Here is a 16486-nt window from a genome sequence, read left to right on the forward strand (position 1 = left end):
GAGATTAAAATTCGTCGATTCAACGATATTGCAGGAAGACGTTCTCACGTCCGAACTGGTCACGCAGTGCCTGAATCAGGCCGTCAGCCGGGTCGATTGACCACTCATCGGCAAACTGCAGCATGGCCTTGGCGTCACTGCCGGTGTATTCCAGGGTAATCGGGCAGCCGCCGCGGTGACGGGTGATCAGCTCACCCAGCCAGTTCAGGCGGTCGCCCTTGAGCGCGTCATGGGCGACTTTCAGGCGCAGGCTTTCGGCCAGGCGCGTGCGCGCGTCTTCCATGGTCATTACCTGCTTCACCCGCAGGCGCAGGCCGCCCGAGAAGTCATCGTTACTGACCTCCCCTTCGACCACGACCATGGCGTCGTTCTGCAGCAGTGACTGGGCCGCCATGAAGGAGTCGGCAAACAGCGACGCCTCGATGCGCCCCGAGCGGTCATCGAGGGTGACGAAGCCCATCTTGTCGCCCTTCTTGTTCTTCATGACCCGCAACGCAATGATCATGCCGGCGATCGTCTGGGACTCACGGGACGGCTTCAGGTCAATGATGCGCTGCCGGGCAAAACGGCGAATCTCGCTTTCGTACTCGTCGATCGGGTGACCGGTCAGGTACAGGCCCAGTGTGTCCTTCTCGCCTTTGAGGCGCTCTTTGAGCGTCAGCTCGCGGACCTTGCGGTGGTTGGCATAAACGTCCGAGTCTGCCTCGACGAACAAGCCGCCAAACAGGTCGACGTGGCCGCTGTCGGCAGTACGTGCGGTCTGCTCGGCCGACTTGATCGCCTCTTCCAGCGCCGCCAGCAAGGTTGCACGGTTACGGTCGATGTTGGCCTGGTAGGCCTTGATCTCGTCATGGAAGTACGGGCCCAGACGGTCCAGTGCACCACTGCGGATCAACGCATCGAGGGTGCGCTTGTTGACACGCTTGAGGTCGACGCGCTCGCAGAAGTCGAACAGGTCCTTGAACGGGCCGCCCTGCGCACGCACTTCGACGATGGCTTCCACCGGCCCCTCGCCCACGCCCTTGATCGCACCCAGGCCATAGACGATACGGCCGTCGTCATTAACGGTGAACTTGAAGTCGGAGGTGTTCACATCGGGCGCATCGAGGCGCAGCTTCATGCTGCGCACTTCCTCGATCAGCACCACCACCTTGTCGGTGTTGTGCATGTCCGCCGACAGTACCGCGGCCATGAACGGCGCCGGGTAGTGGGTTTTCAGCCAGGCGGTCTGGTAGGACACCAGGCCATAGGCGGCAGAGTGAGATTTGTTGAAGCCGTAACCGGCGAATTTCTCTACCAGGTCAAAGATGTTACCTGCCAGATCGCCATCGATGCCGTTGTTCGCGCAACCTTCGATGAAGCCGCCGCGCTGCTTGGCCATCTCTTCGGGCTTTTTCTTACCCATGGCCCGCCGCAGCATGTCGGCACCGCCCAGGGTATAGCCGGCCATGACCTGGGCAATCTGCATCACCTGCTCTTGATACAGGATGATGCCGTAGGTCGGCGCCAGTACCGGCTGCAGGCCGTCATACTGGTAGTCTGGGTGCGGGTAGGCCAGCTCGGCGCGGCCGTGCTTGCGGTTGATGAAGTCGTCTACCATGCCCGACTGCAGCGGGCCTGGGCGGAACAGCGCCACCAGTGCGATGAGGTCTTCCAGGCAGTCTGGCTTGAGCTTCTTGATCAGCTCCTTCATGCCGCGCGATTCGAGCTGGAACACCGCCGTGGTCTCGGCTTTTTGCAGCAACTCGTAGGTCTTGCGGTCATCCAGCGGAATGAAGTCGATGTTCAGGTCCGGCAGGCTCTGCTTGGCCTGCTCGCGGTTGATCGTCTCCATCGCCCACTTGATGATGGTCAGCGTACGCAGGCCGAGGAAGTCGAACTTGACCAGCCCGGCGGCCTCGACATCGTCCTTGTCGAACTGGGTTACCAGGCCGCCGCCCTCTTCGTCACAGGCGATCGGCGAGAAGTCGGTGAGCTTGGTCGGGGCGATGACCACACCACCGGCGTGCTTGCCGGTACCCCGCGTGACACCCTCGAGCTTGAGGGCCATCTCCCAGATCTCGCGGGCATCTTCGTCGCCCTTGAGGAAGTCGCGCAGGATTTCTTCCTGCTCGTAGGCTTTTTCCAGGGTCATGCCAACTTCGAAGGGGATCATCTTCGACAGGCGATCGGCCAGGCCGTAGGACTTGCCCTGCACCCGCGCCACGTCGCGCACCACCGCCTTGGCGGCCATCGTACCGAAGGTGATGATCTGGCTGACCGCGTTGCGCCCGTAGGCATCGGCCACGTACTCGATGACCCGGTCACGGCCATCCATGCAGAAGTCGACGTCGAAGTCGGGCATGGATACCCGTTCAGGGTTGAGGAAGCGCTCGAACAGCAGGTCATAGGCCAGCGGGTCGAGGTCGGTGATCTTCAACACGTAGGCGACCAGCGAACCGGCACCCGAGCCTCGGCCTGGGCCGACCGGCACGCCGTTGTTCTTGGCCCACTTGATGAAGTCCATAACGATCAGGAAGTAGCCCGGGAAGCCCATCTGGATGATGATATCCAGCTCGAACTTCAGGCGGTCCAGGTAGACCTGGCGCTTTTCCTCATAGTCTGGCGTGGTCTCTTTGGGCCAGAGCACCGCCAGGCGCTCCTCCAGGCCTTCATGGGAGACATGGCGCAGGTAATCGTCGATGCCCATGCCATTGGGCGTCGGGAAATCGGGCAGGAAGTGCTTGCCCAATTGAACCTGGATGTTGCAGCGCTTGGCGATCTCGACAGTGTTGGCGATGGCGTCGGGCAAGTCGCTGAACAGCTCGGCCATTTCGTCCGCGCTCTTGAGGTACTGCTGATCGCTGTAGTTGCGCGGGCGACGCGGGTCGTCCAGGGTCCAGCCCTCGCCGATGCAGACACGGGTTTCGTGGGCATCGTAGTCGGCCTGCTTGATGAAGCGCACATCGTTGGTCGCCACCAGCGGCGCGCCGACCTTGTCGGCCAGGGCCACAGCAGCGTGCACGTATTCTTCGTCGCGGGCGCGGTTGGTGCGCTGCACTTCAACGTAGAAGCGCTCGGGAAACATGCCCAGCCAGTCGCGCAACAGCGCTTCGGCCTCTTCAACCCGACCAGAGAGCAGCGCGGCGCCAATGTCGCCTTCCTTGCCAGCAGACAAGGCGATCAGGCCTTCGCTGGCGGGGGCGATCCACTCGCGCTGCAAAATCACCAGGCCATTGCGCTGGCCTTCAACCCAACCGCGCGAAATCAGCTCGGTGAGGTTGCGATAGCCCTGGGGGTTCATCGCCAGGAAGCAGACACGGGACAACGGGGCTTCCGGGTCGGGCCCGGCCAGCCACAGGTCGGCACCACAGATCGGCTTGATCCCGGCGCCCATGGCGGTCTTGTAGAACTTCACCAGCGAGCACATGTTGCTCTGGTCGGTGATCGCCACCGCCGGCATGTTCATCCCCGCCAGCGCCTTGGCCAGCGGTTTGATCCGCACCAGGCCGTCGACCAGCGAGAATTCGGAGTGCACGCGAAGGTGAACGAAGGGAACCGACATGGGTGATCCTGTAGCAGAACGACAAGGGCGGGATTGTAGCGTAAATGAGTGCAGGATTTGGGGCTGCTGTGCAGCCCATTCGCGGGGCGAGCCCGCCCCCACAGGTTCTGCACCCAGCTTGAATACTGTGCGGGCCCTGTGGGAGCGGGCTCGCCCCGCGAATGGGCCGCACAGCGGCCCCAACGCACTAGATCAAAGAATCGGTAATACCCTCACGGGCCTCCCAGGCCGCCCGTACCGGCGCAAAGGAGCGTCGGTGAATGGGCGTAGGCCCAAGCCGTGCCAGGGCTTGGAGGTGCACCGGCGTCGGATAACCCTTGTGCCCACCGATGCCGTATCCGGGGTAGATCAGCTCGAACGCACTCATCTCCCGATCACGCGTCACCTTGGCCAGGATCGACGCAGCCGCGATGGCCGGTACCTGGCTATCACCTTTTACGACTGGTGCCGCGGGCACCGCCAGCTTGGGGCAGCGGTTGCCGTCGATCAGTGCCAGCTTGGGCGTGACATGCAGCCCCTCGACCGCACGCTGCATGGCCAGCATGGTGGCCTGAAGAATGTTCAGCCGGTCGATTTCTTCAACCTCGGCGCGGGCAATGCAAAAGCTCAGCGCCTTCTCGCAGATTTCGTCGAACAACGCCTCGCGCTTGGCTTCGGTGAGTTTCTTCGAATCGTTGAGGCCGAGGATCGGCCGTGCCGGGTCGAGGATCACTGCAGCCGTCACCACCGCGCCACACAACGGGCCACGGCCGACTTCATCGACCCCGGCGACCAGGTCTTCGACCAGGTTGAAATCCAGTCCTATTTGCATCTCAGCGGTCCTTGAGCAAGGCCAGTACCGCCTCGGCGGCCTGGTTGGAAGCATCCCGGCGCAGGGTGCGGTGAATCTCGTCAAAACGTTCGGTCTGCTGGCTGCCATCGGCCACCAAGGGGGCCAAGGTTTGCGCCAGGGCTTCGCTGGTGGCGTCATCCTGCAGCAGTTCAGGCACCAGTTCGCGCTGGGCCAGCAGGTTGGGCAACGACACGTAAGGGCTTTTGACCAGGCGCTTGAGAATCCAGTAGGTCAACGGCGCCAGGCGATAAGCCACCACCATGGGGCGCTTGTACAACAGCGCCTCCAGGGTGGCGGTACCCGACGCGATAAGCACCGCATCGCAGGCCGCCAGGGCCTGGTGCGACTGGCCGTCGAGCAGAGTCAGCGGCAGCGCGCGCCCTTCGAGCATCTGCTCGACCTGGGCACGCCGTGCGGCGTTGGCGCAGGGCAGCACGAAGCGCACACCCGGTACTCGTTCGCGCAGGCGCTCGGCGGCATCGAGGAACAGCGCCCCCAGGCGCCCGACTTCGCCGCCGCGGCTGCCAGGCATCAAGGCCACCACCGGGCCTGGGCCCAGGCCAAGCGCAGCACGCGCCGCCTGTCGGTCGGCCTCAAGCGGAATGGTATCGGCCAGTGGGTGGCCGACGAAACGTACCGGCACCCCCTGCTCCTCGTAGAACCGGGCTTCGAACGGCAACAGCGTCAGCATCAGGTCGCAGCCTTCGCGGATCTTCAGCACGCGCTTCTGCCGCCACGCCCATACGGATGGGCTGACGTAGTGCACGGTCTTGATACCGGCCTGACGCAGTTTCAATTCGATGTTGAGGGTGAAATCCGGTGCGTCGATGCCGATGAACACATCGGGCTTTTCGGCGATGAGGGTCTGGATCAACAACTTGCGGCGCTTGAGCAGCTCACGCAGCCGTCCCAGTACCTCGACCAGGCCCATGACCGCCAGACGTTCCATGGGGAAATAGGATTGCAGGCCTTCGGCTTCCATCAAGGGGCCGCCAACGCCGATGAAGCGGACGTCGGGATGGCGCGCCTTGAGGGCGCGCATCAAGCCAGACCCGAGAATATCGCCGCTGGCCTCACCCGCGACCAGGGCTACGCAAAGCTGGGCCATGTCAGCGGGTGATGCCGCGGGCAGAATTCAGGATCGACTGACGGAACAGATCGACCTCAGGGTGCTGGGCTGCCAGTTCGTCCAGCGCCTTGATCGCGTCTTCGACGGTCAGGCCCTGACGGTAGACGATCTTGTAGCAACGACGCAGGGTATGAATGACCTCGTCGCTGAAACCCCGACGACGCATGCCTTCGAAGTTCATGCTGCGTGCTTCGGCCGGGCTGCCGAACACCGTGACGAAGGCCGGTACGTCTTTGCCGATCGCCGTGCCCATGCCGGAAAACGCATGTGCACCGATATGGCAGTACTGGTGCACCAGGGTGTACCCGGACAGAATTGCCCAGTCACCCACATGAACATGCCCCGCCAACGCGGTGTTGTTCACCAGAATGCAATGATTGCCGATGACACTGTCGTGACCGATGTGGGCGTAGGCCATGATCAGGTTGTGATCGCCGACGGTGGTTTCTGCACGGTCCTGAACGGTACCGCGGTGAATGGTCACACCTTCGCGGAACACATTGTGATCACCGATCACCAGGCGCGTCGGCTCACCCTTGTACTTGAGGTCAGGGGTGTCTTCGCCGATCGAGGAAAACTGGTAGATGCGGTTGTGCTTGCCGATACGGGTCGGCCCCTTGAGCACCACATGCGGGCCAATGACGGTGCCCTCCCCGATTTCGACATCAGGGCCAACGATCGACCAGGGGCCCACCTCGACACCGTCGGCCAGCTTGGCCGACGGGTCGATGATGGCCCGAGGATCAATCAAATTCATAGGGAGCGTTCCGCGCAGGTGATTTCTGCCGAGCAGACAGGCTTGCCGTCGACCAGGGCGCGGCACTCGAATTTCCAGATCATGCTCTTGCGGCTGAGGAACTTGGCTTCCAGCACAAGTTGGTCACCCGGCAATACCGGCTGACGGAAACGCAATTTGTCGGACCCGACAAAGTAATACAGGGTGCCATCTGCCGGCTTGGCATCGAGCATCTTGAAACCGAGGATGCCGGCCGCCTGGGCCATGGCCTCGATGATCAGAACGCCCGGCATGATCGGGTGGGCCGGGAAGTGGCCATTGAAGAACGGCTCGTTGATGCTGACATTCTTGTAGGCACGAATGCTCTGGGCCTCGAAGTCCAGATCCGTCACGCGATCCACCAGCAGGAACGGGTAACGGTGAGGCAGGTATTCGCGAATCTCGTTGATGTCCATCATTTCGGGGGGAAGCCTGTAATAAGAATAGGGAGCGCAGGTGCTGACCACGCGCTCCTTTTGCAGTCCAAAGAGGAGCCAGCTAGCGTCTGTTCACTCTTGCTCAGGGAATGGTATCAGCCTTCTGATGCCGGCTGGCCACCTGAGGTCACGGTATCGATGCGCTTTTCAACCTGCTGGAGACGCTTGGCCATGTCGTCCAGGTGGCGGATACGCGCGGCGCTCTTGCGCCAGTCAGCCAATGGCTGCATGGCTGTGCCGGAAGAATAGGCACCCGGTTCGGTGATCGATCGGGTCACCATGGTCATCCCGGACACGAAAACGTTATCACAGACATCAATATGACCCACCATGCCGACACCGCCAGCAATGGTGCAGTGCTTGCCAATGCGCGTGCTGCCGGAAATGCCGACACAGGCGGCCATGGCCGTGTGCTCACCGATCTGAACGTTATGGGCGATCTGGATCTGGTTGTCGAGCTTGACCCCGTCGGCAATGCGCGTGTCCGACAACGCACCACGGTCGATTGCCGTGTTGACGCCGATTTCTACATCATCGCCGATGGTCACGCCGCCGATCTGGGCAATCTTGCGCCATACGCCCTTCTCGTTGGCGAAGCCGAAGCCCTCGCCACCGATCACTGCGCCAGACTGGATCACCACACGCTTGCCGATGGTCACGTCATGGTACAGGGTGACCCGTGGCGCCAGCCAGCCGCCCTCACCGATGACGCAACGGGCACCGACCACGCAGTGGGCACCGATGCTGACATTGGCAGCAACCTGCGCACCACTTTCGATGACGACGAACGGGCCGATGCTCGCACTGGCATCCACCTGGGCATCTTCAGCCACTACGGCGCTGGGATGAATTCCCGCCACAGCCTTGGGCTTGGGATCGAACAGGTGGGAAATGCGCGCATAGGCCAGGTACGGATCAGCGACGATCAGTGCATTGCCGGCAAAGCCTTCAGCATCCGCAGCCTTGAGCAGCACCGCTGCCGCCTGGCTGTTATCCAGGAATTTGCGGTACTGCGGGTTGGCGAGGAAGCTCAATTGACCGGGGCCGGCCTCCTGCAAGGTGGCCAGCCCGGTAATCTGCAGCGCCTCGGGCCCCTTGAGGGTGGCGCCGAGGGCTTCGGCCAACTGGCCAAGCGTCATGTTCAAGGTCATATCAACGGGCTTGGTTCATGCGCTCGATGACTTGGCGGGTGATGTCGTACTGAGGTTTGACATCGATGACCGCGCCACGCTCGAGAACCAGGTCGAAACCGCCCTTCTTGATCACTTCCTCGACAGCGCCGTCCAGCTTCGGCTTCAGTTGCTTGAGCATGTCACGGTCAGCAACGGCCTTGGCTTCGTTCAGTTCCTTGGACTGGAACTGGAAGTCACGGGCCTTTTGCTTGAACTCGAGCTCCAGGCGCTCACGCTCCTGCTGCTGCATCTTGTCGCCACCTTTGATCAGGCGGTCCTGGATGCCCTTGGCGCTGCTTTCCAGGCTTTTCAGCTTGGTCAGTTGCGGGCCGAATTTTTTCTCTGCATCAACCGCATACTTCTTGGCGGCATCCGATTCCAGCAGGGCCATCTGATAGTTCAGGACGGCAACCTTCATTTCGGCGAAAGCCGGGGTGGCGACCAGCGCCGTGGCCAAAATGGCCAGTTGAGTCAACTTACGCACGATGCACTCCTGGATAAACCGTTGTCGTTATGCAAGGGCCGACCTTAGAAGGTCTGGCCCAGAGAGAATTGGAACACCTGGGTATCGGCATCGTCCGGCTTCTTGACCGGCATCGCCAGGCTGAAGCTCAACGGGCCCAGTGCAGTGATCCAGGTCACACCCAGACCCACCGAACTGGCCATACCCGAGAAACCGACCTTCTCGCAATCTGGCTTGCTGCCGCAGTTGGTATCGAACACGTTACCCACGTCCCAGAATACCGACGTGCGCAGCGAACGCTGGTCCTTGACGAACGGCAGAGGGAACAGCAGTTCGACACCACCCTGGACCAACACGTTGCCACCGAACGGCAGCGGATCCTGATCCGGGTCGGCGATGGTACCCGGCTTGCCACCCGGGTTGCCTTCACCACGGCTAGGCGTACTGCGTGGGCCCAGGCTGCTGTCCTTGAAGCCACGGACAGAGTTGAAGCCGCCCGCGTAGTAGTTCTCGTAGAACGGCAGGCCCGAGGTGCTGCCGTAGCCATCACCATAGCCCAGTTCAGTGTGCAGGCGCAGGGTGTAGTCGTTGTTGATTGGCTTGAACAGCTGGCCGCGGTAGTCGAGCTTGTAGAACGACAGGTCGCTGCCCGGAATGGTCGATTCCAGGGTCAGGCTTTGCGAGTGACCACGAGTCGCCAGCACGCCTTTGTTCAGGGTCGATTCGGACCAGCCGATCGACGCCTTGAAGTTCAGGAAGTTGTCACCCTCTTGATCGAGGAAGTCGAAGATCTCGTCAACGGTGTATTTACCGGTCTTGATCTTGTCCTGCTGAACGCTCAGGCCATAGGTCAGGCGCGAGGTTTCGCTGATCGGGTAACCCAGGCTGACACCGGCACCCAGGCTGTCGACCGCATAGCTGGCAACGTCGACATCGAGGTCGTCGTAGTCGGTGCTGCGGTAGAAGGCGTTGTAACCCAGGCTGACACCGTCAGCCGTGAAGTAGGGGTCCACGAAGCCGAAGTTGTAGCGGGTCTGGTATTCGGAACGGGTCAGGCCGATGGAGACCTTGTTACCGGTACCCAGGAAGTTGCTCTGGCTGATCGAACCACCCAGGATCAGACCGGCGCTCTGGGCGAAACCGACCGACGCCGTAATGGAGCCGGACGCTTGTTCCTCGACGCTGTAGTTGACGTCGACCTGGTCATCGGTGCCAGGCACCGGCGGGGTCTCGACGTTGACTTCCTTGAAGAAGCCCAGGCGTTCCAGACGGGTCTTGGACTGGTCGATCAGGTAAGTCGACGCCCAGCCGCCTTCCATCTGACGCATTTCGCGACGCAGCACTTCGTCTTCGGTCTTGGTGTTGCCGCGGTAGTTGATGCGGTTGACGTAGGCACGCTTGCCCGGGTCGACCACAAACATGATATCGACGGTGTGGTCCTGGTCGTTCGGCTGTGGCACGCCGTTGACGTTGGCGAAGGTGTAGCCTTCGTTACCCAGACGACGGGTGATCAGCTCGGACGTGGTGGTCATCACCTTGCGCGAGAATACCTGGCCCGGCTGCACCAGCAGCAGCGACTTGACCTGGTCTTCCGGCACCTTGAGGTCACCGGAGAGCTTCACGTCACGGACGGTGTACTTCTCGCCTTCGTTGATGTTGACGGTGATGTAGACGTGTTTCTTGTCTGGCGTGATGGATACCTGGGTAGAGGCGATATCCATGTTGATGTAGCCACGGTCCAGGTAGTAGGAACGCAGACGCTCCAGGTCACCGGAGAGTTTTTCACGGGCGTACTTGTCGTCGTTCTTGAAGAACGACAGCCAGTTGGTGGTTTTCAGCTCGAACAGCTGCGACAGCTCTTCGTCGTCGAAGACGTTGTTGCCCACCACGTTGATGTGCTGAATGGCCGCGACGGTGCCTTCGTTGATCTTTATTTTCAGCGCGACGCGGTTGCGCGGCTGCGGCACGACTTCGGCGTCGACCTCGGCCGAGTAGCGGCCCTGGGCCACGTACTGGCGCTGCAGCTCGTTACGCACACCTTCAAGGGTGGCGCGCTGGAAGATTTCACCTTCGGCCAGGCCAGACTGCTTCAGACCCTTCATCAGGTCTTCGGTGCTGATCGCCTTGTTGCCTTCGATCTCGATGCTGGAAACCGACGGGCGCTCGACCACGTTGATGATCAGGACATTGCCATCGCGGCTCAGCTGGATGTCTTGGAAGAAGCCAGTCTTGAACAGGGAACGGGTCGAATCCACCAGGCGCCGATCATCGGCCTGATCGCCGACGTTGAGCGGCAAGGCACCGAAGACGCTGCCGGCGGAAACCCGCTGCAGGCCGTTGACACGAATATCGGAGATGGTGAAGGACTCGGCGTGAACTTCAGCGATCATCAGTGCGGAGAGGACCGCAGTTAGCAGCAGACGTTTCATGAAGTCCTTTTATTCCAACTGGCAATAAACAACCCGCCGCGAAGTGGCGGCAGGTTCGCAATGCGAAGCTTTATAGTCGACCCAGATCGTTGATCAGGGCGAGCAACATCACCCCTACGACCAAACTGATACCGATCTGGACCCCCCAACCTTGCACCCGATCTGACAGCGGACGACCGCGCGCCCACTCGACCAGGTAAAACAGCAAATGCCCCCCATCCAGTACTGGAATGGGCAGCAGGTTAAGAACCCCCAGGCTTATGCTCAGGTAGGCCAGGAAATTCAGGAAATCCCCCACGCCGGACTGGGCTGAAGCGCCCGCCACTTTAGCAATGGTTATCGGTCCGCTCAAGTTTTTTACCGAGAGCTCTCCGAACAGCATTTTCTTCAGCGACTCGAGCGTCAGGACGCTCATGTTCCAGGTGCGCGACAAGCCCTCACCTACCGCGTCCAACGGGCCATAACTGACTTCGCGGAGCATGTTGGCAGGCCATTCGCCACCTTTTACCCCCGCGCCCAGGTAACCGCCCGCGGCCTTGCCCTCACCCTTGCGGGCCAGGGTTACCGGTACATCCAGCGCAGCGCCATCGCGCTCGACACGTACCACGACCTTGGCTTGCGGGTGGGCGCGCACGGTGTCGACCACCTGCTGCCAGTCGCTCACTGCCACGCCATCGAGGGCCAGCAGCTTGTCACCTGTCTTCAAGCCGGCGGCAGCGGCCGGCCCTTTCGAATCGATCTCGGCCAGCACCGGCACGATCACCGGGCGCCAAGGGCGCAAGCCCAGGGACTGGATAGGGTCTGGCTCGTCGGCGCCTTTCAGCCAGTGGTCCAGCTTGATCTGCAAGTGCTGCTCGGCGCTGGCGCCTTCGTCGCGCACGCCTACCTGCAGGGTGCCGCTCTCGCCCAGACGGCGAACCAGTTGCAGGTTGACCGCAGACCAACCGCTGGTCGCCTTGCCATCGATGGATACAATTTCCTGACCTGCGGTCAGGCCTGCCGACGCTGCCAGGCTGCCCGCTTCGACCGCACCGATGACCGGGCGAATCTGCTGGGTGCCGAGCATGGCCAAGAGCCAGAAGAACACGATGGCCAGCAAGAAGTTGGCAATCGGGCCAGCGGCAACGATGGCGATACGCTGACGCACGCTTTTACGGTTGAACGACTGGTCGGCCAACGCAGGCGGGACATCGCCCTCGCGTTCATCGAGCATCTTGACGTAGCCGCCCAGCGGAATCGCCGCCACCACGAATTCGGTGCCCTGGCGGTCATGCCAGCGCAACAACGGCGTACCGAAGCCCACCGAAAAACGCAGCACCTTGACGCCGCAGCGTCGGGCCACCCAGAAGTGGCCGAATTCGTGGAACGTGACCAGAACACCCAAGGCCACCAGGGTGCCGACAATCATGTAGAGCGCAGTCATATCTTTCTCCAGATGACGTTCAGCAGAACGACTTTTCGCACAAGCCCTGGCAGGCCTGCATCATCGACCGTGACGCCGCAACCACTCACGGGACAGCTCCCGGGCACGCTGGTCGGCGGCAAATACCGCGTCCAACGAGGCCAGTGGCACTACAGGCTCCTGATCGAGCACTTGTTCGATCATACCCGCGATCTCCGGGAAGCGGATACGCCGCTGGAGAAATGCCTCGACAGCCACTTCGTTGGCCGCATTGAGCACGGCAGGTGCACTGTTGCCGGCCTCGGCAGCCTGCCGCGCCAGGCGCAGGCACGGGAAGCGCTGTTCGTCGGGCGCCTGGAAATCCAGGCGTGCGATAGCAAACAGGTCCAGCGGTGCGACGCCAGAATCAATGCGCTCTGGCCAGGCCAGCGCATTGGCGATCGGCGTGCGCATGTCCGGGTTGCCCAGCTGGGCGAGCACTGAACCGTCCACGTAATCCACCAGCGAGTGGATCACGCTCTGCGGGTGCACCACCACCTCGACCTTGGCGGGCGAAGCATCGAACAGCCAGCAGGCCTCGATCAACTCGAGCCCTTTGTTCATCATGCTGGCCGAATCCACAGAAATCTTGCGCCCCATGGACCAGTTAGGGTGCGCGCACGCCTGCTCCGGCGTGACATCGGCCAATGCGGCGGACGGTGTTTCGCGGAACGGGCCACCCGATGCCGTCAGCAGGATGCGGCGCACCCCCACCTGGCTCAGGCCGCGGGCATAGTCGCCGGGCAGGCACTGGAAGATTGCATTGTGCTCGCTGTCGATCGGCAGCAGCACGGCACCACTGCGCCGCACCGCCTCCATGAACAGCGCGCCAGACATGACCAGCGCCTCTTTATTGGCCAGCAACACTTTCTTGCCCGCCTCGACGGCAGCCAAGGTCGGTCGCAGCCCTGCTGCACCCACGATGGCGGCCATCACCGCATCCACCTCAGGCGCTGCGGCAACCTGGCAAAGCCCCGCCTCGCCTTCCAGCACCTGGGTGGCGCAACCGACGGCCGCCAGGCCGTCGCGCAAGCGCGCAGCGCCTTCGGCATTCGGCACTACTGCGTACTCCGGGCGATGCCGGACGCACAACGCCAGCAGCTCGTCGATGCGCGAGTAACCGCTCAGGGCAAATACCGAATAACGCTCAGGGTGACGTGCAATCACATCCAGCGTGCTCAGGCCAATGGAGCCCGTGGCACCCAGCACGGTAATGCGCTGCAACGTACTCACATCACACCCCATTCGGCAGCCCACAACAGCACGGCAAAGAGCGGGATGGCCGCCGTCAGGCTGTCGATGCGGTCGAGCACGCCACCATGGCCGGGCAGCAGGTTGCTGCTGTCCTTGATGCCCGAGCGGCGCTTGAACATGCTTTCAGTCAGGTCACCAATCACCGAGGCCATGACCACCAGTGCCGCGCCCATCAGACCCAGCAGGATCTGGCCAACACCCCAGTCGCGGCTGATACCGACCACCAGCGTAATGACCAAGCTGACAGCCAGGCCGCCATAGACGCCTTCCCAGCTTTTGCCAGGGCTGACCTGCGGCGCCAGCTTGCGCTTGCCGAAGGCACGGCCGGAGAAGTAGGCACCGATGTCGGCGGCCCACACCAGCACCATGACCGATAGAATCAGCCAGTTGCCGAGCGGCCAGTGCTTGAGCAGCACCAAGCCTTGCCACGCCGGCAGTAACACCAGCAGGCCAATCAGCAAGCGGCAGGCCGCACTGGCCCATAGCTCGCTGCTGCGCGGATAGGTCAGCACCAGCCAGGTGGCCAGCCCCCACCAGATCACTGACGCACCCAGCACCCACGGTGCCAGGTCGGGCATCAGGTGCAGCAGCATCAGCGCTCCGGCGACGACCGCGGCGTAGGCAATGCGCAGTGGCTGGGTCATCAACCCCGCCAGGCGCGCCCACTCCCAGGCACCGAGGGTGACCACGAAGCCGATGAACAGGGCGAAATCCCCACCGTTGAGCAGGAAGAAGCCACCCAGCGCGACCGGCAGCAGGATCAGCGCGGTAATGATGCGTTGTTTAAGCATTAAGCACGAGCTCCAGCCTCGACCTGCTCGCTGGTCTTACCGAAGCGGCGCTGGCGCGAAGCGAAATCGGCCAGGGCATTGCGCATGGCCTCGTGTTTGAAGTCCGGCCAGTACAGGTCGGAGAAATACAGCTCGGCATAGGCCAGCTGCCACAGCAGGAAATTGCTGATGCGGCGTTCGCCCCCGGTGCGGATGCACAGGTCCGGCAACGGCAACTCACCGGTGGACAGGCACGTCTGCAGCAGACCCGGCGTGATATCGTCCGGACGCAGATGGCCCGCCTGTACTTCACGCGCCAGGCGCTGGGCAGCCTGGGCGATATCCCACTGGCCACCGTAGTTGGCCGCGATCTGCAGGATGAAGCGGTTGTTGCCGGCGGTCAGTGCCTCGGCCTCACGCATGGCAGCCTGCAGCTCAGGGTGAAAGCGCGAGCGATCACCAATGATGCGCAAGCTGATGTTGTTCTCGTTGAGGCGACGCGCCTCACGGCGCAGGGCCGAGAAGAACAACTCCATCAGCGCACCGACCTCTTCGGCGGGGCGCTGCCAGTTTTCGCTGGAGAAGGCGAACAGGGTCAGTACCTCGACCCCCGATTCGGCGCAGACTTCGATGACCGCACGCACGGCATCGACGCCAGCCTTGTGCCCGGCAACGCCGGGCAGCAAGCGCTTCTTCGCCCAGCGGTTGTTGCCATCCATGATGATCGCGACGTGTCGCGGCACCGAGGACGGCGCCGCTGGCTTGGTCTTTTCCATTAAAAAACCTCGGCCTTAGACGGCCAACAGGTCCTTTTCCTTGGCCTTGAACGCAGCGTCGATTTCGGCGACGAACTTGTCGGTCAGCTTCTGGATCTCGTCAGCGGCGCGACGTTCTTCGTCTTCGCTGATTTCCTTGTCCTTGGTCAGCTTCTTCAGGTCGGCGAGTGCGTCACGGCGCACGTTACGCACGGCTACCTTGGCATCTTCGGCAACGCCGCTGGCCTGCTTGGTGTAACCCTTGCGGGTTTCCTCGGTCAGGGCCGGCATCGGGACGCGGATGGTGGTACCGGCGCTGGACGGGTTCAGGCCCAGGTCGGAGGTCAGGATGGCTTTTTCGATGGCAGCGCTGAGGTTCTTGTCGTGCGCAACGATCTTCAGGGTGCGCGCGTCCTCGACGGTAATCGCGGCCACCTGGTTCAGCGGCATTTCGCTACCCCAGGCAGTGACCCTGACGCTGTCCAGGATGCTTGGGTGGGCACGGCCGGTGCGGATGGCAGCCAGGTGGCGACCCAGCGCCTCGATGGACTTGCCCATGCGGTCCTGGGCGTCTTTCTTGATAGCGTTGATCATTTTTGAACTTCCTCGATCAGGGTTCCTTCCGCGCCGCCATGCACGATGTTCAGCAGGGCGCCCGGCTTGTTCATGTTGAAGACGCGCAGCGGCATCTTGTGGTCGCGGCAAAGGCAGATTGCCGTCAGATCCATCACGCCCAGCTTGCGATCCAGCACTTCATCGTAGGTCAGATGATCGAACTTCTCGGCATGCGGGTCCTTGAATGGATCTGCAGTGTATACACCATCGACCTTGGTTGCCTTCAATACCACGTCGGCATCGATTTCGATGGCGCGCAGGCAAGCGGCGGAGTCGGTGGTGAAGAACGGGTTGCCGGTACCGGCAGCGAAGATTACGACTTCTTTGGCGTTCAGGTGGCGCATGGCTTTGCGGCGATCATAGTGATCGGTCACGCCCACCATGGAAATCGCCGACATGACGATGGCGGTAATGTTTGCCCGCTCCAGCGCGTCGCGCATGGCCAGGGCATTCATGACGGTCGCCAGCATGCCCATGTGGTCACCGGTGACGCGGTCCATGCCGGCTGCACTGAGCGCCGCACCACGGAACAGGTTGCCACCGCCGATCACCAGACCGACTTGCACACCGATGCCGACCAGTTGGCCGACTTCCAGCGCCATGCGATCCAGGACCTTGGGGTCGATCCCGAACTCTTCCGAGCCCATCAGGGCCTCGCCGCTAAGTTTGAGTAGAATGCGTTTATAGCGAGCCTGATGACCACTGCCCTGCTGAGCCATTGCGAATCTCTCCTGCGGCGTTTGTAAAAAATTCTGGCGGGCTGCTTGAGCCTGCGTGTAACTCTAACGTGACGCAGCGACTGCGTCAGCGAACAGCGGTTTGGAAAACCGCTCCCGCTTTGACAAAGAGGCTGCGCGCGTGAGCGGGCAG

General features: G+C 62.0%; 14 protein-coding genes. All 14 read right to left on the reverse strand.

Features of this window, described 5'->3' with window-relative positions; genetic code table 11:
* Positions 1-19: 19 nt before the first annotated feature.
* Positions 20-3544 carry a DNA polymerase III subunit alpha gene (gene dnaE, locus MFF34_RS21700; protein ID WP_238216383.1) on the reverse strand — a complete coding sequence of 1175 codons (3525 nt, stop codon included), beginning with the start codon at positions 3542-3544 and terminating at the stop codon, positions 20-22.
* A gap of 187 nt (positions 3545-3731) precedes the next feature.
* Positions 3732-4355 carry a ribonuclease HII gene (rnhB, locus tag MFF34_RS21705; RefSeq protein WP_238216385.1) on the reverse strand — a complete coding sequence of 208 codons (624 nt, stop codon included), beginning with the start codon at positions 4353-4355 and terminating at the stop codon, positions 3732-3734.
* A gap of 1 nt (position 4356) precedes the next feature.
* Positions 4357-5484 carry a lipid-A-disaccharide synthase gene (lpxB, locus tag MFF34_RS21710; RefSeq protein WP_238216387.1) on the reverse strand — a complete coding sequence of 376 codons (1128 nt, stop codon included), beginning with the start codon at positions 5482-5484 and terminating at the stop codon, positions 4357-4359.
* A gap of 1 nt (position 5485) precedes the next feature.
* Positions 5486-6262 (reverse strand): acyl-ACP--UDP-N-acetylglucosamine O-acyltransferase, encoded by a 777-nt coding sequence (gene lpxA / locus MFF34_RS21715; RefSeq protein WP_238216389.1) that lies wholly within the window; start codon positions 6260-6262, stop codon positions 5486-5488.
* Positions 6259-6699 (reverse strand): 3-hydroxyacyl-ACP dehydratase FabZ, encoded by a 441-nt coding sequence (fabZ, locus tag MFF34_RS21720; protein ID WP_003252314.1) that lies wholly within the window; start codon positions 6697-6699, stop codon positions 6259-6261. Before fabZ ends, lpxA begins: the two co-directional genes overlap by 4 nt.
* A gap of 113 nt (positions 6700-6812) precedes the next feature.
* Positions 6813-7868, reverse strand: a complete 1056-nt coding sequence (gene lpxD / locus MFF34_RS21725; protein ID WP_027595801.1) for a UDP-3-O-(3-hydroxymyristoyl)glucosamine N-acyltransferase — start codon at positions 7866-7868, stop codon at positions 6813-6815.
* A gap of 1 nt (position 7869) precedes the next feature.
* Positions 7870-8373, reverse strand: coding sequence for an OmpH family outer membrane protein (locus MFF34_RS21730; protein ID WP_238216391.1), 504 nt, complete (start codon positions 8371-8373; stop codon positions 7870-7872).
* 44 nt (positions 8374-8417) lie between these two features.
* Positions 8418-10781, reverse strand: coding sequence for an outer membrane protein assembly factor BamA (gene bamA / locus MFF34_RS21735; protein ID WP_027595799.1), 2364 nt, complete (start codon positions 10779-10781; stop codon positions 8418-8420).
* Between the two features lie 70 nt (positions 10782-10851).
* A complete protein-coding gene (gene rseP, locus MFF34_RS21740; RefSeq protein ID WP_099428487.1) occupies positions 10852-12204 on the reverse strand; it encodes an RIP metalloprotease RseP in 1353 nt (450 codons plus the stop codon).
* 60 nt (positions 12205-12264) lie between these two features.
* The gene (gene ispC, locus MFF34_RS21745; protein WP_027595797.1) at positions 12265-13455 is read right to left on the reverse strand and encodes a 1-deoxy-D-xylulose-5-phosphate reductoisomerase; all 1191 of its coding nucleotides are present in this window, start codon (positions 13453-13455) and stop codon (positions 12265-12267) included.
* On the reverse strand, positions 13452-14267 hold the full coding sequence (locus tag MFF34_RS21750; RefSeq protein ID WP_027595796.1) for a phosphatidate cytidylyltransferase: 816 nt from the start codon (positions 14265-14267) through the stop codon (positions 13452-13454). The genes ispC and MFF34_RS21750 overlap by 4 nt, the downstream gene beginning before the upstream one ends.
* On the reverse strand, positions 14267-15022 hold the full coding sequence (uppS, locus tag MFF34_RS21755; RefSeq protein WP_027595795.1) for a polyprenyl diphosphate synthase: 756 nt from the start codon (positions 15020-15022) through the stop codon (positions 14267-14269). Before uppS ends, MFF34_RS21750 begins: the two co-directional genes overlap by 1 nt.
* 15 nt (positions 15023-15037) lie before the next feature.
* On the reverse strand, positions 15038-15595 hold the full coding sequence (frr, locus tag MFF34_RS21760; RefSeq protein ID WP_027595794.1) for a ribosome recycling factor: 558 nt from the start codon (positions 15593-15595) through the stop codon (positions 15038-15040).
* Positions 15592-16335 carry a UMP kinase gene (pyrH, locus tag MFF34_RS21765; protein ID WP_009686950.1) on the reverse strand — a complete coding sequence of 248 codons (744 nt, stop codon included), beginning with the start codon at positions 16333-16335 and terminating at the stop codon, positions 15592-15594. The genes frr and pyrH overlap by 4 nt, the downstream gene beginning before the upstream one ends.
* Positions 16336-16486: the final 151 nt, after the last annotated feature.

This window comes from Pseudomonas sp. PAGU 2196 (assembly GCF_022179005.1).
Lineage (GTDB): Bacteria > Pseudomonadota > Gammaproteobacteria > Pseudomonadales > Pseudomonadaceae > Aquipseudomonas > Aquipseudomonas kermanshahensis.